Origin of the sequence: Brevibacterium limosum (assembly GCF_011617705.1) — a bacterium.
GTDB classification, from domain to species: domain Bacteria; phylum Actinomycetota; class Actinomycetes; order Actinomycetales; family Brevibacteriaceae; genus Brevibacterium; species Brevibacterium limosum.
Genome location: NZ_CP050154.1, coordinates 2,679,372 through 2,704,724, shown reverse-complemented (window position 1 = coordinate 2,704,724; position 25,353 = coordinate 2,679,372). Strand labels below are relative to the sequence as shown.

Annotated in this window: 20 protein-coding genes; 7 read left to right on the top strand and 13 right to left on the bottom strand. The window is 63.7% G+C overall.

Going from position 1 to position 25,353, the window contains the following annotated elements; genetic code table 11:
- Positions 1–16 precede the first annotated feature (16 nt).
- Complete coding sequence (locus tag GUY37_RS12175) at positions 17–928, top strand: helix-turn-helix domain-containing protein (protein ID WP_166826053.1); 912 nt, start codon at positions 17–19, stop codon at positions 926–928.
- A gap of 44 nt (positions 929–972) precedes the next feature.
- Here GUY37_RS12175 and nhaC read toward each other — a convergent pair whose 3' ends face one another.
- From nhaC to GUY37_RS12135, 8 genes are all read right to left on the bottom strand, one after another.
- On the bottom strand, positions 973–2,415 hold the full coding sequence (gene nhaC, locus GUY37_RS12170) for a Na+/H+ antiporter NhaC (protein ID WP_208094676.1): 1,443 nt from the start codon (positions 2,413–2,415) through the stop codon (positions 973–975).
- A complete protein-coding gene (iadA, locus tag GUY37_RS12165) occupies positions 2,412–3,554 on the bottom strand; it encodes a beta-aspartyl-peptidase (protein ID WP_166826050.1) in 1,143 nt (380 codons plus the stop codon). The genes nhaC and iadA overlap by 4 nt, the downstream gene beginning before the upstream one ends.
- Positions 3,555–3,577: 23 nt before the next feature.
- Positions 3,578–4,408, bottom strand: a complete 831-nt coding sequence (locus GUY37_RS12160; protein ID WP_166826048.1) for an ABC transporter ATP-binding protein — start codon at positions 4,406–4,408, stop codon at positions 3,578–3,580.
- A complete protein-coding gene (locus GUY37_RS12155) occupies positions 4,405–5,196 on the bottom strand; it encodes an ABC transporter ATP-binding protein (protein WP_166826046.1) in 792 nt (263 codons plus the stop codon). The genes GUY37_RS12160 and GUY37_RS12155 overlap by 4 nt, the downstream gene beginning before the upstream one ends.
- Entirely contained in the window at positions 5,193–6,128 is a 936-nt protein-coding gene (locus GUY37_RS12150) for an ABC transporter permease (RefSeq protein ID WP_166826043.1), read from the bottom strand. Before GUY37_RS12150 ends, GUY37_RS12155 begins: the two co-directional genes overlap by 4 nt.
- Positions 6,125–7,237 (bottom strand): ABC transporter permease, encoded by a 1,113-nt coding sequence (locus GUY37_RS12145; RefSeq protein ID WP_227492712.1) that lies wholly within the window; start codon positions 7,235–7,237, stop codon positions 6,125–6,127. The genes GUY37_RS12150 and GUY37_RS12145 overlap by 4 nt, the downstream gene beginning before the upstream one ends.
- A gap of 2 nt (positions 7,238–7,239) precedes the next feature.
- On the bottom strand, positions 7,240–8,802 hold the full coding sequence (locus GUY37_RS12140; protein WP_166826041.1) for an ABC transporter substrate-binding protein: 1,563 nt from the start codon (positions 8,800–8,802) through the stop codon (positions 7,240–7,242).
- 215 nt (positions 8,803–9,017) lie between these two features.
- The gene (locus GUY37_RS12135) at positions 9,018–10,499 is read right to left on the bottom strand and encodes a malate:quinone oxidoreductase (protein WP_166826039.1); all 1,482 of its coding nucleotides are present in this window, start codon (positions 10,497–10,499) and stop codon (positions 9,018–9,020) included.
- Between the two features lie 64 nt (positions 10,500–10,563).
- On the opposite strand from GUY37_RS12135, the gene GUY37_RS12130 reads away from it, so the two are divergent.
- Complete coding sequence (locus tag GUY37_RS12130; RefSeq protein ID WP_166826036.1) at positions 10,564–11,475, top strand: LysR family transcriptional regulator; 912 nt, start codon at positions 10,564–10,566, stop codon at positions 11,473–11,475.
- Positions 11,476–11,544: 69 nt separating this feature from the next.
- On the opposite strand, the gene GUY37_RS12125 is transcribed toward GUY37_RS12130, so the two are convergent.
- Positions 11,545–12,465, bottom strand: coding sequence for a LysR family transcriptional regulator (locus GUY37_RS12125; protein ID WP_166826034.1), 921 nt, complete (start codon positions 12,463–12,465; stop codon positions 11,545–11,547).
- Between the two features lie 113 nt (positions 12,466–12,578).
- Here GUY37_RS12125 and GUY37_RS12120 point away from each other — a divergent pair, with 113 nt between their 5' ends.
- A complete protein-coding gene (locus GUY37_RS12120) occupies positions 12,579–13,712 on the top strand; it encodes a PrpF domain-containing protein (protein ID WP_166826032.1) in 1,134 nt (377 codons plus the stop codon).
- Positions 13,713–13,782: 70 nt separating this feature from the next.
- Positions 13,783–15,147 (top strand): SLC13 family permease, encoded by a 1,365-nt coding sequence (locus tag GUY37_RS12115; RefSeq protein ID WP_166826029.1) that lies wholly within the window; start codon positions 13,783–13,785, stop codon positions 15,145–15,147.
- Between the two features lie 160 nt (positions 15,148–15,307).
- Here the strand turns inward: GUY37_RS12115 and GUY37_RS12110 are convergent, their stop codons facing one another.
- The 3 genes from GUY37_RS12110 to GUY37_RS12100 all read right to left on the bottom strand — a co-directional run bounded on the left by GUY37_RS12110 (position 15,308) and on the right by GUY37_RS12100 (position 19,400).
- Entirely contained in the window at positions 15,308–17,419 is a 2,112-nt protein-coding gene (locus tag GUY37_RS12110; RefSeq protein WP_166829715.1) for an iron ABC transporter permease, read from the bottom strand.
- Between the two features lie 27 nt (positions 17,420–17,446).
- Positions 17,447–18,490, bottom strand: a complete 1,044-nt coding sequence (locus tag GUY37_RS12105) for an ABC transporter substrate-binding protein (protein ID WP_166826027.1) — start codon at positions 18,488–18,490, stop codon at positions 17,447–17,449.
- Positions 18,491–18,575: 85 nt separating this feature from the next.
- Entirely contained in the window at positions 18,576–19,400 is an 825-nt protein-coding gene (locus GUY37_RS12100) for an ABC transporter ATP-binding protein (protein ID WP_166826025.1), read from the bottom strand.
- A gap of 122 nt (positions 19,401–19,522) precedes the next feature.
- On the opposite strand from GUY37_RS12100, the gene GUY37_RS12095 reads away from it, so the two are divergent.
- The 3 genes from GUY37_RS12095 to GUY37_RS12085 are packed head-to-tail and all read left to right on the top strand — an operon-like array spanning position 19,523 to position 23,544.
- A complete protein-coding gene (locus GUY37_RS12095) occupies positions 19,523–20,656 on the top strand; it encodes a metallophosphoesterase family protein (RefSeq protein WP_166826023.1) in 1,134 nt (377 codons plus the stop codon).
- Positions 20,653–23,256, top strand: a complete 2,604-nt coding sequence (locus GUY37_RS12090) for an AAA family ATPase (protein ID WP_166826020.1) — start codon at positions 20,653–20,655, stop codon at positions 23,254–23,256. Before GUY37_RS12095 ends, GUY37_RS12090 begins: the two co-directional genes overlap by 4 nt.
- Before the next feature lie 54 nt (positions 23,257–23,310).
- Positions 23,311–23,544, top strand: a complete 234-nt coding sequence (locus GUY37_RS12085; protein ID WP_166826017.1) for a hypothetical protein — start codon at positions 23,311–23,313, stop codon at positions 23,542–23,544.
- Between the two features lie 54 nt (positions 23,545–23,598).
- Here the strand turns inward: GUY37_RS12085 and GUY37_RS12080 are convergent, their stop codons facing one another.
- The gene (locus GUY37_RS12080; RefSeq protein ID WP_166826014.1) at positions 23,599–25,317 is read right to left on the bottom strand and encodes a class I adenylate-forming enzyme family protein; all 1,719 of its coding nucleotides are present in this window, start codon (positions 25,315–25,317) and stop codon (positions 23,599–23,601) included.
- Positions 25,318–25,353: the final 36 nt, after the last annotated feature.

The following is a 25,353-nucleotide window of genomic DNA, read 5'->3' as shown; positions in this document are numbered from 1 at the left end:
CTGACATTCTTGTTCCATGGACGATGACGTCACTAGGAAAAATGCGTCACAGACTGAAGAGACGCCGCAGCATTTCTATGGTCGGGTTCTCAAGCCGGACGAAATGCTCGAACACGCGCAGTATTCGTCCGTTCGTGTCGTCGCTGAGCGCCTGCGTCCCTTCGTCAAACGCTATTGGGCCGTCGAATGGGACCTGCCGGACGGTGAGAGCTACCAGACGGCGACAGTCTCCGAACCGACCATCAATCTGACCTTCGAGTTCGGCAACAGCCGGCGGGCACACGTTGACGGTCCCGGAGCCTGGGTGACCGGTCCGGTCACCCAACGGCGATTCGATGTGGGAATCTTCGGTCGTGGCGGAGTCTTCGGGGTGAACTTTCACCCGGGCGCGACACTGGCCTTTTCCGACCAGAAGCCGGTGAGCATCCGCGATTCGACAGTATCTGCCGAGCAGTGGTTTCCGAGGTTGGAGGCCGACCTCGGGTTGGCGGACATGTTTTCGCAGTCGCAGAGGGACGGGGCACCGGAATTCGGCGAGCTGGCTTCGTCGGTCGAGAGCTGGCTGCTGTCCTGGAGGCCGCAGATGACCCCGGGATACGAACGATTGAAGCGCGTTTTCGGCATTCTCGACGACCCCGAAGTCGTGAGTCTGAAGATCCTCGCGGAGAGAGCAGAAATCAGTGAGCGCACTCTGCAGCGGATGTTCAGCAGCTTCTGCGGGGTCGGAGTGAAGAAGATCTTGGCCAGGGCACGTGTCATTGATGCGGTCGGAGCGATCGACCGCGGCTGGGGCGGGACTCTGGCCGATCTCGGTGCTCATTTCGGGTGGTTCGACCAATCGCACTTCAGCACAGATTTCGTTCGCGTCACCGGATACAGCCCAGCCGAGTACGCACACCGGAAGTCTGCGCGCATCAGCCGAAGCTGAAAGTGGCCCGGAAGCGTCGAGGAAAAATCATCAGATCAGTTGTCTCAGCGACGTTCGGCGATGCCGAAACCGGTGTAGCCGAGAATGATGGCGAACGTGAAGCCGACGTAGCAGAACACCGCCCACGGCGCATAGTCGAGGACGGAGACTCCAAGGACGCCTGCCATGTAGACGCCCGCTGAGGACCACGGAATGAGTGGGACGACAACGGTGCCGGAGTCCTCGAGCGTGCGCGAGAGGTTCTTGGCATCCAGACCGCGGTCGGCGTAGGCCTTCTTGAACAGTTCGCCCGGCACGATGATCGAAAGATAGGAGTTGCCGGTCACGACGGCCATCGTGACGCATGACAGAACAGTTGAGAGCACCAGGTCTCCCGTGCGCTTCACGAACTTCAGCAGCGAGCGGATGATGGTTTCGAGGGCTCCGGACTTCGACATTATCCCAGCGAACGCGAAGGCGCTGAACGCGATGAGAATGACACCGGTCATCGACGCCATCCCGCCCTGCGACACCAACTCGACGACATCGGGGTCCAGACTCTCGAGCGTCGAGGGCCCGACTTCGAGCATGTCCGGGGTGAATCCATCGACCGTCGAGGCGAAGATCGATTCGACGCTGGCCTTCTGGAAGATCGCCGCAAGGATCCCGGCCACCAGTGACGATCCGATGATCGTCGGCAGCGTCGGCAGTTTGAGCACGGCACCGGCGAGGACGATGACCATCGGCAGAAGCAGGAGGACGTTGAAGGAGAACAGACCCTCCAAGGTCCCTGTGACGGCGCTGATCTGGTCCGAATCGGTGCCGCCCGAGTGCTGATTGATGCCGACGAACAGGTAGAGCGCCAGCGCCACGGCTGTGGCCGGGACCGTGGTGTAGAGCATGTGGCGAATGTGCTCCCACAGTGTGGTTCCCGCAGCTATCGGAGCTAAATTCGTCGTATCCGACAGCGGAGAGAGCTTGTCGCCGAAGTACGCGCCCGCGACAATCGCTCCTGCTGTCGCTGCCAGCGGGGCGTCGAGGCCCGTGGCGATGCCCATGAGGGCCACGCCCACTGTTCCGGCCGAACCCCAGGACGTTCCCGTGATGACCGAGACGATCGCTGAGATGACGAAGGCGATGAGGACGATGAACTTCGCGCTGATGAGGCCGAGACCGTAGTAGATCATCATCGGAATGGTTCCGGCGATCATCCACGTGCCGATGAGGATGCCGATGGAGATGAGCACAAGCAGAGCCGGCATCGCCGTATCGAGCTTCTCTCTGATCCCCAGCAGCATATCCTCCCAGGTCAGCCTCATGCGCAGAGCCACCACGCCGGCGATGATCGCAGACAGGATCAACAACGGCTCCGGGGCGAGGCCGAGGACGCCGTAGCCCACGGCCAGCAGCACGAGCATCGCGGCCAGGGGAACCAGAGACCATCCCAGCGACGGGCGCTTTTCCTCGACGTCGGCAGTGTGGGTCGTGGTGCCGGGTTCGTGGCTCATTCGAAGGTCCCTCGGATCTGGGGTTCGCCGTCGCGGACGATCTCGCGTCCCCGGGCAAATGCGAGCTGAATGCTGTGTTGGTCATCGGTGAGGAGGACGTCGGCGTCGCACCCGCTGCGGATGCGGCCCTTGTGCCCGAGCGCGAGAGCATCTGCCGTATTGGAGGTGACGAGGGCGAGGGCCTGAGACAGATCCATACCGGGCAATTCGGCACACTCCCACACCTGTTCGTAGAGTGTGGTCTGTTTGGCTACATCCAGGCCGAGCAGCCTTCCGTCTGCGTCGAATTCGGGCAGACTGCCGTTGGCGTCCGACGACAGAGTGAGGCGGGTGAGGTCGCCGCCGAGTTCGATGTAGTCTCTGACCGACTCTGCGGTCGTCGAACCCGCGGTCATGTCGACGGTGGCGCCCTTGGCCGCGAGGTTCACCGCATCGGCCAGTAGCTCAGGACTCCTGGTGACGTGAGTGGCATAGACGGCCCGCGGGGCGATCGGGTACTCGTCGAGCAGCCGGTGCAGCGGGGTCAGCCGCGACGCGTACGGTCCGACGTGGAAGTGGGTGACGCCCGCTTTGCCGCTCAGCAGCCCACCGACGTGGCTGTGGCTGACGAGTTCGGCCAATGCTTCTACGGTGGGCTGGAAAGAACGCCGATCCGAGATCGCAACCTCGCCGACGCCGATGACCTTGTCGATGAGGACAACATCGTCGACGACGGTGCCGGTCAGCGTTCGTGCCGGGACCTGGTAGCTGCCTGTGTAGATATACGTGGAGATTCCGTCGCCCTCGAGCCCTCGGGCCTTGGCGAGGAGATCCGCATGGCTGCGAGTCACCCCGTCGGTTCCCAAGCAACCGACCACCGTGGTCACCCCGGCGCTGACGATGTCGCTGACGAGGATCTCCGGGGTGCGGTTGGCGTACCCGCCTTCACCGCCGCCACCGGCGATGTGGACGTGCGGGTCGACGAATCCCGGTGTGGCGGTCAGACCGCGGGCATCGATGACAGTGGCATGAGGCAGGTCGGTCACTGCTTCGACGGGAACGTCACCGATGAAAGTGATCTGCTGCCCCTCGATGAGGATGTCCTGCCGTCCGAGTCGTTCCGGGGCGAAGACTTCGGCCCCTTGCAACAATGCCACCATGTCATGTCCTCTCCTTGCCGCGGCTAACCAGGTATGATCCCCTTGCCGTCGACCTGCGGGATGGCAGCGAGGAGCTTCTTTGTATAGGGATGGTGTGGATCGTTCCAGATCTGTTCCGTCGAACCGACCTCGACGATCCTGCCTGCCTCCATCACTGCCACACGGTCGGCGATGTCACGGACCACCGAGAGGTCATGGCTGATGAAGATCATCGACGCCCCGGAACTGATGGCCAGGTCGCGCATCATGCGTGCGATTCGGGCCTGCAGGAATGCATCAAGAGAGGCGATCGGCTCATCGCCGATGAGCACTTTCGGACCCGCCGCCAAAGCACGAGCGATCGCGATGCGCTGACGCTGACCCCCGGAGAACGAATGCGAGTAGCGTCCTGATGCGTTGGCTGGAAGGTCGACTGCGTCGAGGAGTGACTCGACACTCCAGCGTCCAGACGGATCCAGGGCCAGCGCGTCTTCGAGCTGGTCGCGGATGCGTCGACGTGGATTGAGCGAGGCGTAGGGATTCTGGAAGACCATCTGGATTCCCAGCAGGCTCTTCGCACGCTTCTTCAACCCCAGCGCTTTCACGGAGTTGCCGTAGAAGGAGATCTGTCCACCGGCTGGTTTCTCCAGGCCGCAGATGAGTTTGGCCAACGTGGATTTGCCGCAGCCGGATTCTCCGACGAGCCCGAGCACTTCAGAACGGCCGAGCTGCAACGAGACTCCGTCGACGGCGCGGAAGCGTCCCCCGCCATCGAGTTTGTATTCGCATGACACGGAATCGAGTGAGAGCAGGGGTGCTTCTGAGGCAGCGGTCTCGTCGCTTGCCGCGGTCTGCGAGTAGTCAACCGATGTCATTGTGTAACCTCTGCTCCCGGCAGTGATTCGATGAGTGAGCGGGTGTATTCGTGCTCAGGCGCGGTGATGACCGTTTCCCGGTCTCCGGTCTCAACGACGACGCCGTTCTTCATCACCACGATGGTGTCCGCCACCGACGACAGCACACCGAAATCGTGAGTGACGAGAAGGACAGCGAGGTCGAGGTCGTCGCAGAGGTCCCTGAGCAGGCGGAGGATGCCTGCCTGAACGGTGACATCGAGTGCCGTGGTCGGTTCGTCGGCGATGAGGACCTTCGGGTCGCAGATGATTGCCGAGGCGAAGGCGATTCGCTGCAGCTGTCCGCCGGAGAACTGGTGCGGGTACTTCTTCACCGCTTCCTCTGGGTGCGGGACCCTGGTCCGACCGAGGATGTCGATGGCTTTGGCCAGGGCTTCCTTCTTCGACACTTTCTGGTGGTGCCGAAGGTGGTCGGTGATCTGGTCGCCGACCGTGAGCATGGGATGGAACGCCGAGGCCGGATCCTGAAAGACCATGGACAGCTGCACCCCGCGCAGACGGTTGTGCTGCTTGCCCGGCATACCCACCAATTCGACTCCGTCGAAGTCGATGCTCCCGCTCAACTCCGCGCCCGCGGGAGAGAGCCCCATGATGGCCAGGCCGGTCTGGGTCTTACCGGAACCAGACGCCCCTGCGACTCCGGTGATGCGACCTGCTTCGAGGTCGAAAGAGACATCTTTGAGGATATGAGTAGTCTGCTTGCCCGTGGTGACAGAGAGATTGAGATCTCTGATGCTGATCATGCTCATGAGGTCGTCTCACCAACTTCCTGGGCAGTATGCGGGTCGAGACTGTCGCGCAGACTGTCACCGATGAAATTGAACGCCATGACGATGGTGAGGATGCACAGACCGGGGAAGAACGCGATCCACCAGGCCGCGAACTGGGAGACTCCTTCGCTGATCATTGCGCCCCAATCCGGGGTCGGCGGAACGGCGCCGAGAGAGAGGAACGACAGCCCTGCCATCGTGAGAATCGCCGAACCGACGTCGAGGGTGGCGAGCACCACCACAGGAGAGATGACGTTCGGAGCGATTTCGCGGACCAACGATCTGCCAGCGCTGAAGCCGAGCAGGCGTCCGGCGATGACGTATTCGCTGCTGCGCGCGGTCATCACCAGTGACCTGGTGACACGTGCGTAGGACGGCCAGGACACGAGCAGGATCGCGATGATCGCGTTCTTCAGTCCTGGCCCGAGTGCGGCTGCGATGACCATGGCGAGAATGATCGTAGGGAAGGCGAACACCAGATCGGCGATGCGCATGATGATCTCATCGACGGCTCGACCGAAGTATCCGGCGATGGCACCGAGGACCGAGCCGAGCAGCGCCGAACAGATGACGACGAACACCGCGGCGGGCAAGGTGGTCCGGGCGGCCACGAGGATACGGGAGAGCACGTCTCGCCCCAGGGTGTCTGTTCCGAGCAGATTCTCACTGCTTGGGGCCGAGAGCCGGGGGAAGTTCTGAGCCAGAGGATCGAACGGGGCAAGGAGCGGTGCGAAGATCGCCACGATCAGCCAGAGCACGAGGATGCCCGCACCGACGAACCCCAACGGAGTGCGCAGAGCCTTCGGGAAGCGGATCTGCCGCCTCTTCAGCCCGGGGTCGACGGGATCGCGCGGAGCCGCCTCGGTGCCGGTAGGGGCATTGGCCGGGAGCTTCGGGGTGCCGATGCTCATCTCACCCTCACTCTCGGATCCACGAAGCCGTAGATCAGGTCGACGATGAAGTTCACGAGGATGTAGACGACGCCGATGACCAGGCCGACGCCCATGATGACCGGCAGATCGAGCGTCGTCGCCCCGCGGTAGGCATATTGGCCCAGCCCGTTCCAGGCGAACACCGTCTCTGTGAGGACCGCTCCGGAGAGCAGGGAACCGAACGCGAGTCCGACGACGGTGATGATCGGGACCAGTGCGCCGCGGAAGATGTACTTGAACACCACGGTTCTGCTCGGCAGGCCTTTGGCCTTCGCCGCGGTGACGTAGTCGAATCTGATGATGTCGAGGACGCTGGACCGGCTGAAGCGGGTGAGCAGTCCGATTGTGAACAGTGCGAGCACGCACGAGGGCAGAATGAGGTGGCCGAGAGCGTTCGTGAAGGTCGCCATCTGACCGGCGAGGAGGGAATCGACGGTATAGAGTCCGGTGACCTTCGGAGGCGGTGTGATCCACGGGTCGAGTCGTCCGGCGCCGGGAACGACGCGGAGTCTGAAGAAGAAGACGAAGTAGGCGACGGTCGCGATCCAGAAGGTCGGTGCGGAGATGCCGATGAGGCTGAGCGTGCGGATCGCGTGATCGACGATCGTGTTCTGCTTGAGTGCACTGAGCAGTCCGAGCAGCAGACCGAGGATGACGGAGATGAGGATGGCTCCGATGCCGAGCTCGATCGAGGCGGGAAAGACCTGTCCGATCGACGCGAGCACCGGTGTGCGCGTCTGGTTGGACACACCCAGATCACCCTGCAGGAGATTGCCGAGATAGGTGAAGTACTGGACGATGAGGGGTTGGTCGAGCCCGAGCTTCGCCCGAGTCTGCGCGACGATCTCGGGATCCGCCGCGGCCCGGTCGCCGAGGATGGCGGCGACCGGGTCGGTGGGTACGAGGTTGGTGAGTAGGAACGTCACCACAGTCACGCCCCAGATCAGGATGATCGAGATCCCGATCCGGATGAGGATGAATCGGAGCAGCGGATGGAGCTTCGGCGGTTTGATTCGCTGAGCCGCGTCGGTGTCATCAGGCGCGGGCGCAGTCTGCCCGCCCTGTGGTGCTGTGGTGGCTTCCGCCATCCTCACTCTGCCTTTGCGAAGTCGAACGAGACGTCGGCGTTGGACACGAACTTCGTGATGCTCGAACCGACGGCGACGGTGTCGACCGGCTGGACGAGTGGGATCCACACCGCGGTATCGGTGGTCGCTTTGAACAGCTTCGCGTAGGCGGAATCGCGCTCATCACCCTTTGCCTTGGCTGCTTCGTTCGCCAGCTTCTTCAGCTGTGGGTCTTCGTTCCAGTTCACGCGTTCGGCGACGCTGCCTCCGGGGATGAAGACGTTGTAGTTCGTCGGATCGGGGAAGTCCGCACCCCAGGTTCCGATGCCCATCGGCTGTTTGGCGGATCGGAAGCCGTCGAGCTGAGTCGAGCTCGGGGCGGGTTTGAGGTCGAGGTTGATGTCGGCTTCCTTCAGCTGCGCCTGCAGAGTCTCGGCGAGCTGCGCGAGGTCGACTCCGTTGACGGCCTGATCACTCGAATAGTGGAAGGGGACCTTCTCCCCGTCGTAGCCTGCCTTCTTCAGCAGCTTCTTCGCCTTCGCGAGGTCGCGTTCAGGAGCTTCGTCCTTCGAGACCGCGCCGACGAATTCGTTCGGCACCAGGCTGGCCATGCGCTGCGATCCTTCACCGGCGAGGTCGATGAGTTTGTCGTAGTCGATCGCGGCCATCACAGCCTTGCGGAAGTCCGGATCTGCGGCGGGGCCGCCGGTCTTCTCATCTGTGTTGTTGAAGATGTAGAGGCTGCGGGTCGAGGGCAGGCTGGAGATCTTGCCCATGGACTCGTCGATCTGCTTCGCCTGATCGGAGTTGAGATCGTAGGCGACCTGAGCCTGACCCGACTGGATATCTGTCAGCTGGGTCTCTGCCGAGACATTGCGCAGGACCACTCGCTTGTACTTCGGTTCGGGGCCGTTGTAGTGCTCATTCGCGGTCAGCACGACCTGACTGTCGGCGTCGTACTTCTCCACCTTGTACGGTCCCGAGCCCTGTGAGTTCTCGTTGAGGAACTGTTCGGCGCCGTCGTCTTCATCGGTGGTTCCCTCGTTCTCCTTGACCACCTTCGAGTTCACGATCCCGATGGAGGCGTTCGGAAGAATATAGGGCAATGCGGGGTTGGGGTCCTTGCTGATGAGCTTCACGGTCTCGTCGTCGACCTTTTCGACGCTCACTCCGTCGAGGAAGAACGAGGGATTGCCCTTGATTCCTTGGAGTCGTTCGAAGGAGAAGACGATGTCGTCGACGGTGACAGGATCGCCGTTGGAGAATTTCGCATCCTCATCTTTGAGGGTCAGCGTCATCTCTTTGCTGTCGTCGGACATTTCGAAGGAGCAGAGTCCATCGGTCGGTTTCGTGAGGTCACCGTCCTCGAATTCGAGAGCCGTCTGGTAGACAGCATTGTCGATGGTCGATCCCGTGAACTCGAACTGACGATGCGGGTCGATCGTCTTGAGGTTGAAGGCAGTCTCGGCCACGATCGTGTCGCCGGCACCGCCGGCTTCGTCGGAGCCGCTGCCGCAGGCGGCAAGCCCGGCGGTCAATGCGAGGGTGGAGCAGATTGCGACGAAATTGCGGGTCAGACGCCTCATGTGTGATCTCCCTAACAGTAAGTGTTGTGAGTCACATTAGAGTTGAAAAGCCTCCTATGCAATTCAACCTGCCACAATGCTGGGTGTTTTCCACTGTGCATTTCCGCCAACGTCTCACTCGGCGATGCAAGGTTTCTGATCTGCGGCTGCTGTCCACGCACGGGTGCCTCATCTGGCGAGGGGGAGTGAGTACGCACACCGGAAGTCCGCGCGCATCAGCCGAAGCTGACCTCAGACAGTCCGAGTGCCTCATCGGTCTCGGTATGAGAGCGATCGACCGCCTCGGTGGTCCAGTCGCTGCGATCGAGGTCGGGGATCGCCTCGGCGATCTGGTTCTTCCAGCCGCCGTGCCACTGGGTGGGGAAGGCCCGTCTGAGCAGATCGAACATGATCGGCACCGCCGTCGATGCTCCGGGGGAGGCTCCGAGGAGACCCGCGATCGACCCATCGGCGGACACGACCAGTTCGGTGCCCTGCTGCAGGACCCCGATCCTCCTCGGGTCCGGTTTGACCAGCTGTGCTCTCTGCCCGGCCGGCAGCAGCGTCCACTCATTCCGTCGGGCGAGCGGGAAATAGCGACGCAGCTGCGCGAACTTCCGCGATGGGCGGGCCGCAAGCTCCTTGATGAGGAATGACACGAGGCTGAGATTCTGCAGGCCGGCCGCCGCGATGACGTGAAGATTGTTCGGTCGCAGAGCAGTGAAGAAATCGGTGAGCCGACCGTGCTTGAGCAGCTTCGTGCTGAAGGTCGCATAGGGGCCGAACAGCAGATGTTCCCGACCGTCGACGATCCGTCGGTCGAGGTGAGGCACCGACATCGGCGGGGCGCCCACATCGGTTTGACCATAGACCTTCGCCCGGTGCCGGGAGGTCACGGCCGAGGTCGAGCACCGATAGAACGCCGCGCCGACCGGCAGGACGGCGTAGCCGCGGACTTCGGGGATCCTGGCTTTCTGCAGGAGTCGCAGCGCGAAGCCGCCGGCCCCGACGAACACGGTCTTCGCGTGCACGGCGAACGGTCCCGCCGGCGTCGATCCGCTGACCGTCCAGCCCGATGCGCGCGATTCGAGCCCGGTCACTGTGTGACCCGCACGCACCTCGGTGGACCCGATGCTCAGCAGCGCCGAAGTCAGAGCGCCGAAATCGACATCGGTGCCGCGCGGGTGACGGGCCGCCGCCATGGGCTCGTCGCTGTCGGCTCGTCCCTCCATCGTCAGGGGAGCCCACCGGGCGATAGTGTCCGGATCCTCTGTGTACTCCATTTCGGAGAACAGCGGGTCGGCTTTCAGGGTGTCAACGCGTCGACGCAGGTAGGTGACGTCCGTGTCCCCGAAGACGAGGTTCATATGAGGGGCCGAGCGGATGAAGTCCGCCGGGTCGAGGAGCCCGAGTCGGACGAGATGGGCCCACCATTGGCGGGTGAGGTGAAACTGTCCGGCGATCTCTGCCGGTTTCGCGCCATCGGCGGGATCGGGCATGTAGTTGAGCTCGCAGTACCCCGAATGCCCGGTGCCGGCGTTGTTCCACGGGTCGCTGCTCTCCGCGGCGATGTCCTCGGCGGCTTCGAGCATGAGGATGCGCCACTGGGGTTCGAGCAGGGCGAGCATCGAGCCCAGAGTCGCTGACATGATGCCACCGCCGATGAGAACGAGATCGGCATCGGGAACGTGCGTGGAATGTGCGGAGTTCGTCGTCATGCTTTTACCCTGCGCCCGAACGAATCATCCGTCCAATGAGCTATCGGAACTGTATGATCCGAATATGGAACGATCACCCGCTGCTCGAACGGCGCCGCTGACGGCATTGCGGGAACTCGTCGAACTGGCCGACCAGGACGGGCACCTGACCGAGGCCGCCGCCGCCCTCGGAATACCTCAGTCCACGATGAGCCGACGCATCCACGCACTCGAGGGCCACCTCGGTGTGCCGTTGATCGTCCCGCGCGGACGCGCCATCGGCCTGACGACGGCAGCACTGGACCTCGTGGCTGCGGTGCGTGCCCCGCTGACGGAGATCGATGCGGCGCTGGCCGATCTCGCCGAGGCGGCCGATCCCGAGCACGGCACGATTCGGTTCGGATTTCCGCTGACGATGGGCGCCGGTGAGGTGCCCGACCTGCTCGCGGCTTTCAATCGGGCTCATCCCGGCATCCGCCTCGATCTCAAACAGGCCCACGGTGCCGAGCTCGTCGCTGATCTGCAGCGGGGCACTCTCGATCTGGCGATCATCATTCCGCCGCCGCCCGAGGTCAGCCACGAGGTGCTCGCACGGCAGACGATCATCGCGGCGCTGCCCGATGTGCACCCGCTGGCAGGTGTCCGCAGCATCACCCTGGATCGGTTGGCGTACGAGGAATTCATCGCCACCCCTGCGAGTTACAACCTCCGGGTGCTGACCGACCACTGGTGTCAGGCCAGCGGATTCGATCCGGAGGTGAAGATCGAGGTCACCGAGTTCTCGACGATCCGCGAATTCGTCGGTCGTGGAATGGGCGTGGCATTGATCCCGCCCGCGGTGCGTCCGGTCGACGGAATCACCGAGGTGGCTCTGGACGGGGCCGAATACGTGCGTGAGGTCGCGCTGTGTTCGGCTGTGCGTCGGCCCGGCCGGGTCGTCGAGCGCCTGCGCGATTTCATCCGCGAGCACGCGGCCGCGTGGGCAATTGAGGGCTGAAGCGAAAGTGCGTACATCGTTGAGACCGTCGCATGTGGAGATGCTCGGTCCTGGAGTCGGAGGGAGCTGCTAGGTCCGCCATTCCTTCGCGCTGGCGATCTTGCGGAATGCGCGAACCAGAGACAGCACAGCCGGTGATGGCACTCGTTCGGGCAGTTGGGAAAGGACGATGCGTCTCGGCGCTGGATTTCCTCTGATGGAGACGACCTTCACGTCGGGGCCATGGGAATGGACTGCAAGGCGAGGGGCGATGGCCACCCCCAGCCCGGCGGCGACCATGCCCAGAAGCTCTTGGTAGTCATTGGCCTCGAAGACGATGCGCGGCGCGAACCCGGCATCACTGCATATCCGTCCGAGCACCGAGGCCACAGGGTGGGAAGAGCGAGTGATCCATGGATTGTCCGCCACCTCTTTGAGCTCCACGACTCTGCGTCGTGCCAGGGCGTGAGTTGATGGCAGAAGCAGCATCGTGGGCTCTTTGAGCAGCGTCGTCGTCACGGGGATCTGGTCGTCGATCGGCGCCCAGGGGTAGTCCCACACTGTCGCGAGATCGACTTCGCGGCGTTCGAGCGCCTCTTGGATACGGTCGAGACGGTAGCTCTTGACCGTCACATCGAGGTCGGGATGCAGTTCATGGAAATGCTGAAGGATCTTCGGCATCACCGACGCGGCGAAGGTCGGAAAAGTGGCAATCCGGACTTCGCCTCGGTCGAGCTGAGCAAACGCGGACATGTCGTTCCGTGCGGCCGTGAGCGCATTGTCGATGGTCGCCGCATAAGACGAGAGCTTGACTCCGGCATCTGTCAGGCGCATGCCCTTCGGGTGACGGACGACCAGCGGAAGGCCGACTTCGCGTTCCAGTTTGCTGATCTGCTGAGACACTGCCGAGGTCGATAACGCGAGTTCGTCGGCGGCGGCAGAGAGGCTGCCTGTCCGAAAGACGAGAAGCAGCAGGAGGAGGCGGTCGACGTTGTAAGGCGCTGAACTCATAGTTTAAGCGTAGCTTATAGAGAGGTTACTAAGTGTTGATTGAACTTAACTGGCCGATGTGAAAACTTGATGTTCGTCGTCGCAGACAGCGGCGATGGACCAAGGAGATGCGAGTGGAAAGTCAGCTCCACGGACAGTGGTACAGAGGCGGAACGTCCAAGTGCTGGTTGTTCGCCAATGCCGAGATGCCGGCGGACAGAGCTGGGATCGCGCAAGCCTTGTCTGCGGCCTTCGGGTCGGGAGATGACCGTCAGCTCAACGGAGTCGGCGGCGCTTCCTCGACGACCTCCAAGGCTGCCGTCATTTCGCCGTCGGCGATCCCCGGCATCGACATCAGCTACCTGTTCGCGCAGGTCGGAATCGGCCAGTCGGCGGTCGAGTTCACGTCGAACTGCGGCAATTGCGCTTCGGCTGTCGCGCTCTACGCTATTCAGAACGGACTGGTCCGACCTGACGGCGAAGTCACTCCGGTGAGAATGGTGAATGAGAATACTCGCTCCGTCGTGGTCGCTCATGTAGCTACGCCCGGAAAGAAGATTCCATCGAACGGCTCCGAAACGATACCGGGAAGCTCGATGCCGGGCATTCCGGTCAACGTCTTCTTCGAAAACGTCGACGGTGCTTCAACCGGCGAGCTGCTGCCGACCGGAGAGGCAGCCACCGAGGTGAGCTGCGACGGTGCTTCGATCACCGTCAGCTGCATCGACGCCGGTGCTCCGGCCTGCTTCGTCAGTGCCGCTGAACTCGGACTGTCCGGGACCGAGCCGACCGCGGAGATCCGTCTGAGACTCAAGGAGCTCGTCGAGATTCGATCGGCCGCCTCGAGGTCAATGGGGCTGCGTGGCGAAGGCGAGGAGCCGAGCCCTGCCGTACCCAAGGTAGGTCTCATCGCGCCGCCGTCCGACTACACCAGCATCTCCGGAGAGAGGATCTCCGCCGGAGACTACGACATCTCTGCGCGGATGGTATCGATGTTCGATCTGCATCCCGCCATCGGAATCACTTCGGCGATCGCCCTGGCACGTGCTTCCTTCGTCGAAGGAAGCCTTGTCAATGACGCCATCGACAAGCGGGCTCTTCAGCACACCGGGGCCGACGACGAGGTGGCTATCAGAATCGGCACCCCCGTCGGAGTCATCGTCTGTCGAGTTCAGCTCACCGAGTCAGGGCAAGTCGCTCGTCTCGGAGTCAGACGAGTGGCGCGGCGGATTGCCCACGCAGACATAGATCTGCCCCTGGTCTCATGAACGACCGTCCCTAGGAATACCTGAATCTTTTCAAGGAAGATCAGCTGACAATGAAGTTGGAGGAACACCCATGTCCCTAGTCCAGATACTCATGCTCGTGGTGCTGGTGGTGATGTTCATCGCCGCCACCAAATGGCCCATCAATATCGGGATCATGGGCCTCGTCGGGGCTTTCGTCTTCGGCACCTTCGTCTTCGGCATGGATGACAAGGAGATCCTTGAGGAGTTTCCCGCGAGCATCGTGCTGACGATCGTCGGCGTGACCTTCTTCTTCAGCATCGCCCAGAAGAACGGGACCATCAGAGTCCTCGTGGATCTGGCTATCCGCGCAGTCCGGGGTCGGATCAATATCGTGCCGTGGATCTTCTTCTTCGTCTCCTCGCTGCTGACGGCGATGGGCACATTCTCTCCCGCCGCGGTTGCTCTGCTGGCACCGGCAGCCATGGGCTTCTGTGCCTCGACCGGCTACAGCGGAGTGGTGATGGGCGCGATGGTCATCAACGGTGCACACGCCGGTGGGTTCTCACCGATCTCCGTGTCGGGAAACATTGTTCGTGACATTGCCGAGGCCAATGGCTTCGAGATCAACGGTGGCGCTCTCTTCCTCGCAGCCTATGTCGTCAACTTGTTGGTCACTATTCTCACTGTTGTCGTGATGAAGGCCCTCGGGCGACTGCGTACAGTGCCCGATCCAGACACGCTTGAAAGCTGGGGAGCTCAGCGAGACGCAGGCTCGGGGAGCCGGAGACCCGACACGGCAGGTGGGACGACTGCGCCGAGCAGCGGTTCCGGAACGGCCGTGGCTGTTGAAACCGAGGTGCCCACGACGACATCGCCGATGACTCGGCAGGTGTGGATGACGATCGGTCTCATCGTTGTCATGGTCATCGGTGCCGTAGGGTTCGAGCTGCCGATCGGCTTCCTCGGGCTGGCGTGTGGACTCGTGCTGGCGTTCACCTCCTTGAAGAGCTCCGAGAACCTCGTCTCAGGAATCTCGTGGTCGACCGTCCTTCTGGTGTCGGGCATGATCGTCTATGTCAGCCTGCTCACCCACGCCGGTGTCATCGATTCGCTCTCGAAGATGGCGGTGGCAATAGGTGCTCCACTCATCGTCGCGATCGTCCTCTGCTACGTCATCGGAGTGAGTTCTGCCTTCGCATCCTCGACTGCGCTGCTCACCGCCCTGATTCCGATGTCCATCCCTCTGCTCGAGCAGAGTGCCCTCAGCGCGACAGCCGTCATGTCGGCGCTCGCGGTATCGGCGACGATCGTCGATGTCTCTCCGTTCTCGACAGACGGTGCGCTCATCATTGCCAACACGCAGGGCGGCGAAGCCAAAACAATCTGGCGCGATCTCATGATCTACGCCGGGTTCGTCGTCCTCATCGCCCCGCTTCTTGCGTGGGCTCTGCTGGTGCCGACGGGAATCATCTGACAACCGAACGATACACAGGTCGCCGCCGAATGCCATCGTGATTCGGCGGCGACCTTTCGTCTGTTGATCGTTACTCGGATCGGCTGGTGAGTGCACATCGAATTGCAAGGCAACCGGGCAGGCGAGGAACAGCGCGGGACCTTGCGAGTCTCACGCAATGTCAGGCTCGGGTGCGTGCCAGCAGGTAGACGAAATACGGGGCGCCGATGAGGGCGACGATGAGACCGGCCGGGATCTGCGCCGGAGCGATGACAGTGCGACCCACGGCGTCGGCGACGACGAGGCCCACGGCTCCGAGCAGCATCGCCGTGGGCACGACCCGGATATGACGGGCGCCGACCAGAGCGCGCGCAGCGTGCGGGGCGACGAGACCGATGAATCCGACGACGCCGACAGCCGATACGCTCACCGCAGCGAGCACCGCAGCGGTGATGAGCACCGCCAGGCGCACCGGTTCACGCGGAACCCCGACCAGCCGTGGGGTGTCATCATCAAGGGCAAGCAGGTCGAGCTCGCGTGTCCACACGAACACCAGCGGTACGGCGACGAGCAGGGCGAGGGTGACCGGTGCGATGTCCGCCCACGCCCTTCCGTACGTCGATCCGGACAGCCACGTGAAGAGGGCAGGCGTGTCCCAGGGATTTGCACGGACGAGGAACAGCGTGGTCAGCGCGGTGAACCCGAACCACAGGCCGATGCCGATGAGGACGAGACGATCGGTATTCATTCCGCCCCGCCACGAGAGCCCGTAGACGATGGCGAAGGCGACCAGGGCGCCCACGATGCCGACCCCGGAGACGAGTCCGACACCGGCGCCGGGGATGAGGGTGACGACGATGACGGCACCCAGCCCGGCACCACCGGTGATGCCGAGCAGGCCGGGTTCGGCCAGGGGGTTGCACGCGCTGGCCTGGACGAGGGTGCCGGAGAGTCCCAGCGCGGCACCGGCGGCCAGGGCAGCGGTGACCCTGGGCGCCCGTGAGTCGAAGGCGAAGTCGATGACGGGTGCCGCCCGGTCCTGGAACCACAGCAGCACATCGCCGAGGAGGTAGAACCGTTCCCCGGTGAGCAGGCCGGTCACGGCGACGAGGATGAGGACCACGACGCCGATGCCGATGACGAAGCCGGCCCGTCGCGGACCGACCACAGCCGAGTTCGCCGCCGAGGTGGCCGCGGCCGGTGATGCCGTGCGCATCGATCGCGCCAGAAGAACGAGGACGATCGCCCCGAGCACAGTTGTCGTCACTCCCGACGGGAGGGTGATCGCCTCGGTGGCACCGACGATGGCGCGCAGGAGGGCATCGGCGACGATGACGATGATCGCGCCGATGAGACCGGCGGCGGGAAAGAGCACGGCATGACGGCCGAGGCTCGGTACGACGCGGGCAAGGAGTCGGGCGATGACCGGGGCACAGAGGCCGACGAAGCCGATCGGACCGGCCAGGGTCACCGCAGTGGCGGTGAGCATGACAGCGAGGAGGATCCCGATGGCCCGCGTCGACCTGACCGGAACCCCGAGCACCGAGGCGGCGTCGTCGCCGAGACCGAGCAGGTCCAGACGCCTCGACAGCAGGATCGCACCGCCGGCGATGACGGCGATGACGGGAATGCTGCGCAGGGCCGCGGTCCCGTCGAGCTGATTGAGAGTGCCCGAACCCCAGGAGAAGAGACTCGTCGTCTCTTCGGCGAAGAGGATGAGCAGAGTCGATGTCGCCGCCTGCAGCGCCATCGCCGTGGCCGTGCCCGCCAGCACGAGCCGAGTCGTCGAGGCTCCGGCACCTCCGGCCAGACCCATGACCAGGCCTGCGGCGAGCAGACCGCCGAGGAAGGCGACCCCTCCCGAGGCCCAGATCGGAATCGCAATGCCGAAGGCGGTGACCACGGTGACGGCGAAGTACGCACCGCCGGTGACCGCCAATGTGTCCGGCGATGCCAAGGGGTTGCGCGCCAGTGATTGGAACAGGGCGCCGGCCACACCCAAGGCGAGGCCGACGAGGATGCCCGCCCCCACACGCGGCAGCCGGGATCCGACGAGGATGTCACGGGCACTGGGGCCATCCTCGGCGGGGGAGAGCGTGCCGGTCACGGCCGTGAACAGTTCCCTGATGCCGATGCCCGAGGTTCCCTGCGTGATATGCCAGGCTGAAGCGATGAGGAGGACGGCAACGAGACCGAGCAGAGCGGCGGCGGTCGACAGGGCACCGACGACTCCGCGGCCGCGGACTGGAACCATGGTCGGTTCCGGTGCCGCAGCCGTCCGCTGGGAGGTCATCGGGCGGGTCAGGGGAGAGGCCACGGTCTACTTCGTCAGTGCGTCGACGTAGGCGTCGAGGGCCTGCTCGGACGATTTGGGTCCGCCGAAGGTCCAAATGCCTGCTGGGAAGGCCGTGGTGCGTTCGTCCTTCACTGCGGGGATGTTCGCCCAGATGTCGTTCTTCTTCAGCAGCTCCACATAGTCCTCGGACTCAGGGTCCTCGGTCCCGGTGTAGAAGAAGTTCGCGTCACCGACCTTCGAGATGCCTTCGATATCGGTCTGGCCGAGTCCGTACGCGGGATCGACTTCACCGGTCCACGCGTTCTTCAGGCCCAGCTCCTCGCCGAGTTCGCCGATGAGCGAACCCTGGCCGAAGGGACGCAGCGCCACATTCGAACCGTTGACCCAGCCGTCGAAGTAGACGAATTCGGTGGTGGCCGGGTCCGCCTCGGCGATGGCCTTCTTCGATTCTTCGAGCTTCGCATCGAAATCGCCGAGGACGGTGTCGGCGCGCTCGGTGCGACCGGTCGCCTCGGCGACGGTGGTGAACGTGTCCTTCATGTACTTGACGGGGTCCTTGCCGTCGGCGCCGGCCATCGCCATCACGGGGATTCCCTGCTTCTCGAGCTGACCGACGATCTTGTCCTTGCGATTCGTCGTTTCGATGATGACGAGATCCGGATCGGCCGACAGGATCGATTCGACGTTGGGTTCCTGGCGAGTGCCGACGTCGGTGGTGGAGTCGGGCAGCTTCTCTGCCGTGTCCCAGGTGGTGAAGCCCTTCGCATCGGCGACGGCGGCGGGATCGACGCAGAGGGAGAGAAGATCCTCGGTGTACTGCCATTCGAGGGAGACGACCTTCGCCGCCGGCTTGTCCAGTTCGATCTCGTGGCCAGTGTCGTCGGTGACGGTGACCGGATCCGCCGAGGTGGTGCTCGAGTCGTCCGCACACGATGCGGAGGTCTGTCCCTTCGCATCAGCAGGTGCGTCGGTATCGGTGGTGCCGCACCCGGTCAGGGCCAGTGCACAGACCGCCGTTGCCGATGCGAAGGCGGCGAACGAGGTGCGCGACAGAGGTGTTCTGGTCATGGTGTTCTTTCTGTGAACCGATCGGCGATCGGAGATGAGGTGGTGCGATTTCTGGGTGTGACTGTCAGAAGGTGCGGTGGTGCGCTCAGAGGGCTGCGGCCGGGCGACGAGTCCGTCGGTGGAGGGCTTCGACCCGGACCAGGCCGGTGTCGGCATCGATCCGTGTCGAGATGGGCAGCCCGTAGACCTCGCTCAGCGTCTCGGCGGTGAAGACGTCTTCGCAGGTGCCGACCGAGCGGATGCGGCCCTGTTCGAGCAGGACCACGTGATCGGCGACGGTGGCGGCATGTTCGAGGTCATGGAGGACGACGCCGACGGCGATAGAGTGGTCATCGGCGAGTTCGCGCATGAGGCCGAGGATCTCCGCCTGGTAGCGCAGGTCGAGATGGTTCGTCGGTTCGTCGAGCAGGAGGACTCCGGTGTCCTGGGCCAGACAGGTCGCTAACCAGACGCGTTGGAGTTCGCCGCCGGAGAGCTGGTCGACCGGACGGTCGGCCATCACCATGGTGCCGGTGAGGGAGAGTGCGCGATCGACAGCAGCGCGATCGACGTCGGTGAGCCCGGCGAAGCGCTTACGGTGCGGGTGGCGGCCGAAGGTGACGATCTCACGGACGCTGAGGCCCGACGGGTGCGGGCGCGACTGGGACAGCAGGGTGACGAACCGGGCGAACTCTCTGGCCGTCAGAGTGCTTGATGGAGTGTCTGCGTCAGCCTCGGTGATGACGACATCGCCCGAGGTGATCGGGTGCAGCCGGGCCAGTGAGCGCAGGACGGTGGACTTGCCCGACCCATTGGGTCCGAGCAGGGCGGTGACCCGTCCGGGGACGATCGTCAGGCTCACGTCATGGACGACCTCGGTGCGGTCGTAGCCCAGATTGAGGCCGGTGGCAGTCAGTGCAATCGCGTTCACAAATGATTAGCCTAACCTAAGTCGGCGTTTGAGGGTATCGGTGTGGTGCAGATCACTCGCGTCAGTGCCTGCCGATAGTGTGGGTCTGCGACCGTAGGATGGGACCGATTGAGGAGGAGCAGATGAGATTCATCGCCACGGGGGACTGGCAGCTCGGCATGACCGCGCACTACCTCAGCGACGAGGCCCGGCCCAGGTTCCACCGCGCCCGCCTCGACGCAGTTGCCCGCATCGGAGCGCTCGCCGCCGAGACAGGCGCGGAGTTCGTCCTCGTCTGCGGAGACGTGTTCGAAACCAACCAGCTCGACCGCGCCATCATCGCCCGGACTTTCGAAGTCCTCAACGCATTCACCGTGCCGGTCGTGCTGCTTCCCGGCAACCACGACCCCTTGGACGCCGCATCGATCTATGACTCCCCGGCCTTCTCCTCACGGGTGCCCTCGCATGTGCATGTCCTGCGCGGCAGCGACCCCTTCACTGTCGTTCCCGGGGTCGAGATCATCGGCGCCCCCTGGTCTTCCAAACATCCCCAAGGGGATCTCGTCGCCGCAGCGACGACAGACCTCGCCGAGGTGGCTGCCGGTGATATCCGGATCATCGCCGGCCACGGAGCCGTGAGCGTCCTCGACCCCGATCGGGAATCGCTGGCCACCATCGACACCGACTATCTGCAGGCACTGTTGCGCGACGACCGTGCCCAGTTCGTCACGCTCGGCGACCGGCACGCGACCTTCGAGGTCGCCGACCGCATCTGGTATCCGGGGGCACCGGAAGTGACCTCTCGGCGGGAGACCGATCCGGGCAACGTGCTCCTCGTCGACATCGATGCCGACACCCACCGTGCCGAGGTCGAGAAGGTCCACGTCGGCACATGGGCATTCACCGTCATCGAAGCCGACCTCAACTCCGCCGAGGATGTCGCCGATTTCGAAGAGCGGATGAATGCCATTCCCGACAAGGACCGCACGGCGGTGTGGCTGATCCTGCGCGGCACTCTGCCGACGGCGGCGAAGGCCCGACTCGACGAACAGCTCGACCACTTCTCCGACCTGTTCGCGCTCGTCTCACTCTGGGAGCGTCACGTGGACCTGGCCGTCGTCGCTGCGGACGACGACTTCGCCGATCTCGGACTGAGCGGATACCTGCAGGAGACCCTTGACGAACTCTCCGCACGTGCCACAGCAGACGACGACTCAGCAGTCACGGCCCAAGACGCACTCGGTCTGCTCTATCGATTCGCCAGGAGCGGCTCATGAGACTCCATTCCATCCGCCTCATCGACTACCGCGCCATCAGCGATGCCACCGTCGACTTCAGCTCTGGGGTGACGATCGTCGAAGGCCCGAACGAGGTCGGGAAGTCCTCGATCCATCAGGCCATCACGCAGCTGCGCGAGGACAAGGACAGCTCCCGCAAGGCCAGCGTCAAAGACACCCAACCGGTCGGTTCCGACGTCGGTCCGCAGGTCGAATTGCACCTGAGCACCGGGGACTACGAACTCCGATACAGCAAACGCTGGATCAAACAGCCCTTCACCGAGCTGAGCATTCTCAAGCCCGTCCCCGAACAGCTCAGCGGCAGCGAAGCACATGAGCGGTTCTTGGCGATCCTCGACGAAACCGTCGATGTCGACCTGCTCGACGCTCTCGACGTCGCTCAGGGCCGGAGCCTCGACCAGGCTTCCCTGGCCGAGATCAAGGCACTGCACGGTGCTCTGGGCGAGGCTGGGGAGGAACCGGCTGATCACGATGCCTTCCTCGACAGAGTCGAAACCGAATACCTGAGGTTCTTCACGGCAAAGGGCAAGGAGACGGGTGAGCTGCGCAGGCTCACCGAAGAACTCCCCGGTGCCGAAGAGCAGCATCGTGAACTGGAGGCTCGCAGCGCCGATATGGACGGGCTCGTCGACCGGCATGCTCGAGCAGCCGAGCGGCTGACGAATGGGCGCACTCAGCTGGAATCGGCCGTGACCGAACGCGAAGACGCCGAACAGGCTGTGCAGTCCGTGTCCGGGCTCAAGACCGAACTCGATCGAGCTCTCGAACGCGCGGGTGTCGCACAGAGAGAACGTCAGCGCGCCGAGGAGGCGCGAGACCGTCGCCGGGCACTCATCGCCGAGGTCACCACGGCCGAAGAGTCGGTGAAGACTGCCGACGATGCGCTCGAGAAGGTCACGACCGCACAGCAGGAAGAGGACTCGTCTCTTGCCGAGGCGCAGAAGGGCCTCGAGGCCAGACAGACCGTACTCGTCACCGCTCAAGATGAAGCGAAGACCGCAGCCGCTGATCTCGCTCGGGCCCGCGCACGCAGAGAGGTCGACACTCTGCGAAAGAGGCTGGCCGACATCCGCGACCAGGAACGCAGAGCAGCCGAGGCGAAAGCGACGATCGGGTCGATCACCGTGACCGCGAAAGACGTGGAGAAACTCGGAGGACTGTTCACTGAGCTGCGCATTGCGCAGAACGCGAAGACCGCGGCCGCCGCGCAGATCGTCGCCCGCCGCCTCGGCGATACCGCCGTGAGCATCGACGGAACCGATGTGCCCAAGGGGTCCGCCGAGGAATTCGCCGTCACCTCGGACCTGCAGATCCTCATCGACTCCGTCGTCGACATCACCGTGCGACCGGGACAGTCACCAGCCGAACTCGACCGGGCCGTCGACTCCGCGCAGACCCTTCTCGACGCGGAACTCAACCGGCTCGGCGTGGCCACCCTTGAACAGGCACGCGAACGCAGCGAGGTGCGCACCGATGCCGAGGCCATGCTGGCCGAAGCCTCATCGACTCTGCGGGTGCTCATCGGCGACGACGACCGCGACGGACTCGATGCCGCGCTCACCCGAGCCGAACACCTGGCGGGGGACCCCGCTGATACGAGCGGAACCGCCGCATCGATCGACGACCTCGAAGCACGAGTCGAATCGACGTCAGCAGCCGTTGACGATGCGACCGCACAGGTCGAGACGGCCAGAACCACGCTCGAACGCATTCGAATCGGCCGTGATGAGGCACGTGTGGCAGCCGTGCGTGCACAGTCGACGCGCGAACAGGCGGCGACGACGCTGCAGAACCTCAGCACCCGCCTGAGCACGGACAGGGAAGCGAACTCCGATGAGTCCCTCGACGAAGCACTGACCGCTGCCACGGCGACACTGACACAGCTCGAGGACGAAGCCGCTGCCGCACGCTCCGCATACGAGGCCGCCGACCCCGAGACTCTCGAGATGCGACTGCAGAACGCTCTCCAGCTCGTCGACAGCAAACAGAAGCAGCAGGAGAAGGACCGGCAGGAGGTCGATCAGCTCTCGGCTCTCATCGATGATCGTGCGGCCGAGGGCATCTACGACAAGCTCAAAGCTGCAGAGCAGAACGTGGAGTCCATTCGGTCGAAGCAGGCTCGCATGCAGCGGCAGGCAAATGCGATCCGGCTGTTGCGCGACACAGTGCTCGCACACAAGGAAGAGGCTCAGCGGAGGTACGTCGCCCCGTTCAAGGAGGCGATCGAGAAGCTGGGTCGGGTGATCTTCGGTCAGGGACTGTCGGTGGAGATCTCCGAGAACCTCGAAATCGTCTCCCGCACGCTCGACGGACGCACCGTGGCCTTCGACGCGCTCTCGGGTGGGACGAAGGAACAGCTGGCGCTCATCGGCCGACTCGCCGTCGCCACCCTCGTCGATGCGGAAGCCGGAGCACCGGTCATCCTCGACGATGCCTTCGGCTTCTCCGATGAGCAGCGCCTGGCCGCCCTCAACGTCATCCTCGGCAATGTCGGCCGCACGGCTCAGGTCATCCTGCTCACCTGTCAGCCCGACCGCTTCGCCTCCATCGGCGGCGCCGAAACCGTCAGCCTGGGCTGAACCTCGGCATCCAGTCTCGGCATCGACAAGGAAGCATGCGTTAACCTGGGGGTCATGAGCGAGAAGACCTATGCCGATGAAGTCATCGTCCGCTGCTCCGGCGGCGGGTACTACCGCACCCGCTGGATTCCGCTGGTGTCATTCAAATCCATCCGCTTCGGTGCGTATCGCTTCCAACATTGCCCGGTCCACGGCCGATGGGAGATGGCAGGCATCGTCGAGGACGACGATCAGACTCCGGAGATCATCAGCGAGGCAGACAAGTATCCGGCATCCCGCGTCCCCTGAACGACACCGACGCCGCGGAAGCCGGATTCGCGCAAGACAGCCCCGGCCTCAGCCTCAGTCGGCAGTGCCCGCTGCTGCCTTGGCCGCCTGGGCGGCTTCGACGGCATCGGCGCGGATGGTCCGTCGCAGGATCTTACCGGAACTCGTCTTCGGCAGCTGATCGATGAACGTCACCTGGTGCGGAGCCTTGTAGGAAGCGAGCTTCTGCCGGCAGAATGACATGATCTCCTCAGCGGTCGCCTCGGCGCCGGGCTGCAGCGTGACGAAAGCCGACACATCCTCGCCGCGGTAGTCATCGGGGATGCCCACGACAGCTGCCTCCTGGACGGCCGGGTGCATGTATAGCACATCCTCCACTTCACGCGGCCAGACCTTGAAGCCGGAGGCATTGATCATGTCCTTCTTCCGGTCCACGATGAACAGCCACCCGTCTTCATTCATGAACCCGACATCGCCGGTGTGCAGCTCGCCGTTCGGGATCTGCTCGGCGGTGGCCTGCGGGTTGTTGAGGTAGCTGGAGACCACCTGCGGTCCGGAGATCGCAACCTCTCCGACCTCCCCGGGGCCCACGGGCTGACCGTCGTCATCGAGGATGCGGATCATCACATCAGGCTGCGGCAGACCGCAGGCGAGGTTCCCGCTGTCCGGGTCGACCGGAGCTTGGAATCCATGCGGCACGGTGGCGACCTGAGCGCAGGTCTCCGACAGGCCGTAGCCCTGACCGACATAGATCTCGGCACGCTCTTCGAACTTGTTGACCAGTCCTTCGGGCAGCGGTGCACCGCCGGACATGAGGGACTTGAAGGATGCGAACTTCTCGGCGCTGAAGTCGGGGTGCGCCATCATCGCCGTGTAGATCGTGGCCGGGCCGGCCATGTACGCAGGCTTCTCCCGATCACATAGAGCGATGAGCGAACCGGGTTCGAAACGATAGTTGAGGATGAGCCGGGCACCGCCGGCCACGGCTGCAAGGAACTGGCAGATGAATCCGGTGATGTGGAACAGGGGAGCCAGTGAGACGTAGCCGTCGCCGGGACCCAGGATCGGGTTGCGCAGGCAGTAACGCGAGTTGCTCGAGATATTCGCATGAGTCGCCGCCGCTCCCTTCGACCGTCCCGAGGTGCCGGACGTGTAGGCGATGAGACCGAGGTCCGAAGGAGCGGGGGAGTGCGGGGTGAAATCGGTATCGAGGTTGTCCTCCACCGCCTCTGCGAATGCAAAACGTCCTTCGGCCGGCGGCAGGTCCTCGAAGCGCGGCAGCTTGTCGAACATCGCATAGATCGCATCGGGACCAGCAGTTTGGAAGCTCCGGTCATCACTGAGCACGACCAGGGGCAGGTTCGCAGCATAGTCCTTGACCCGGTCGAGATAAGCGGCCTGAGAGACGACGAGTCCCTTGAGCTCGGAATCGGCGAAGATGTGTTCGAGCTCCCCGCGGTACATTGGGTTGAGCGGAACGACCGTTGCCCCGGCCTTCCAGATCCCATAGGTGGAGATGGCGAAGGCGGGGGTGTTCTGGTCGTAGATGCCGACGCGATCGCCGGGCTCGATGCCGTGGCCCGCCAGGAAGGCGGCGAACGCCGTCGACCAGCGATCGAACTCCGCCCAGGTCAGGGTGAATCCGTAGTAGTTGATGCCCTCCTCATCGCCACGGGCTTCGACCGTGGCGGCCAGATCGGCCAACGGCGTGGAATCCGGCAGCACATAGGGCTCCTGAGCGAGGTCGCCCATCGTGGTGATCCACGGGCGGTCCTCAAACCAACTGTTCGTCATCGAACATCCTTTCGCAGGCTGTACCGGACCCGTGCA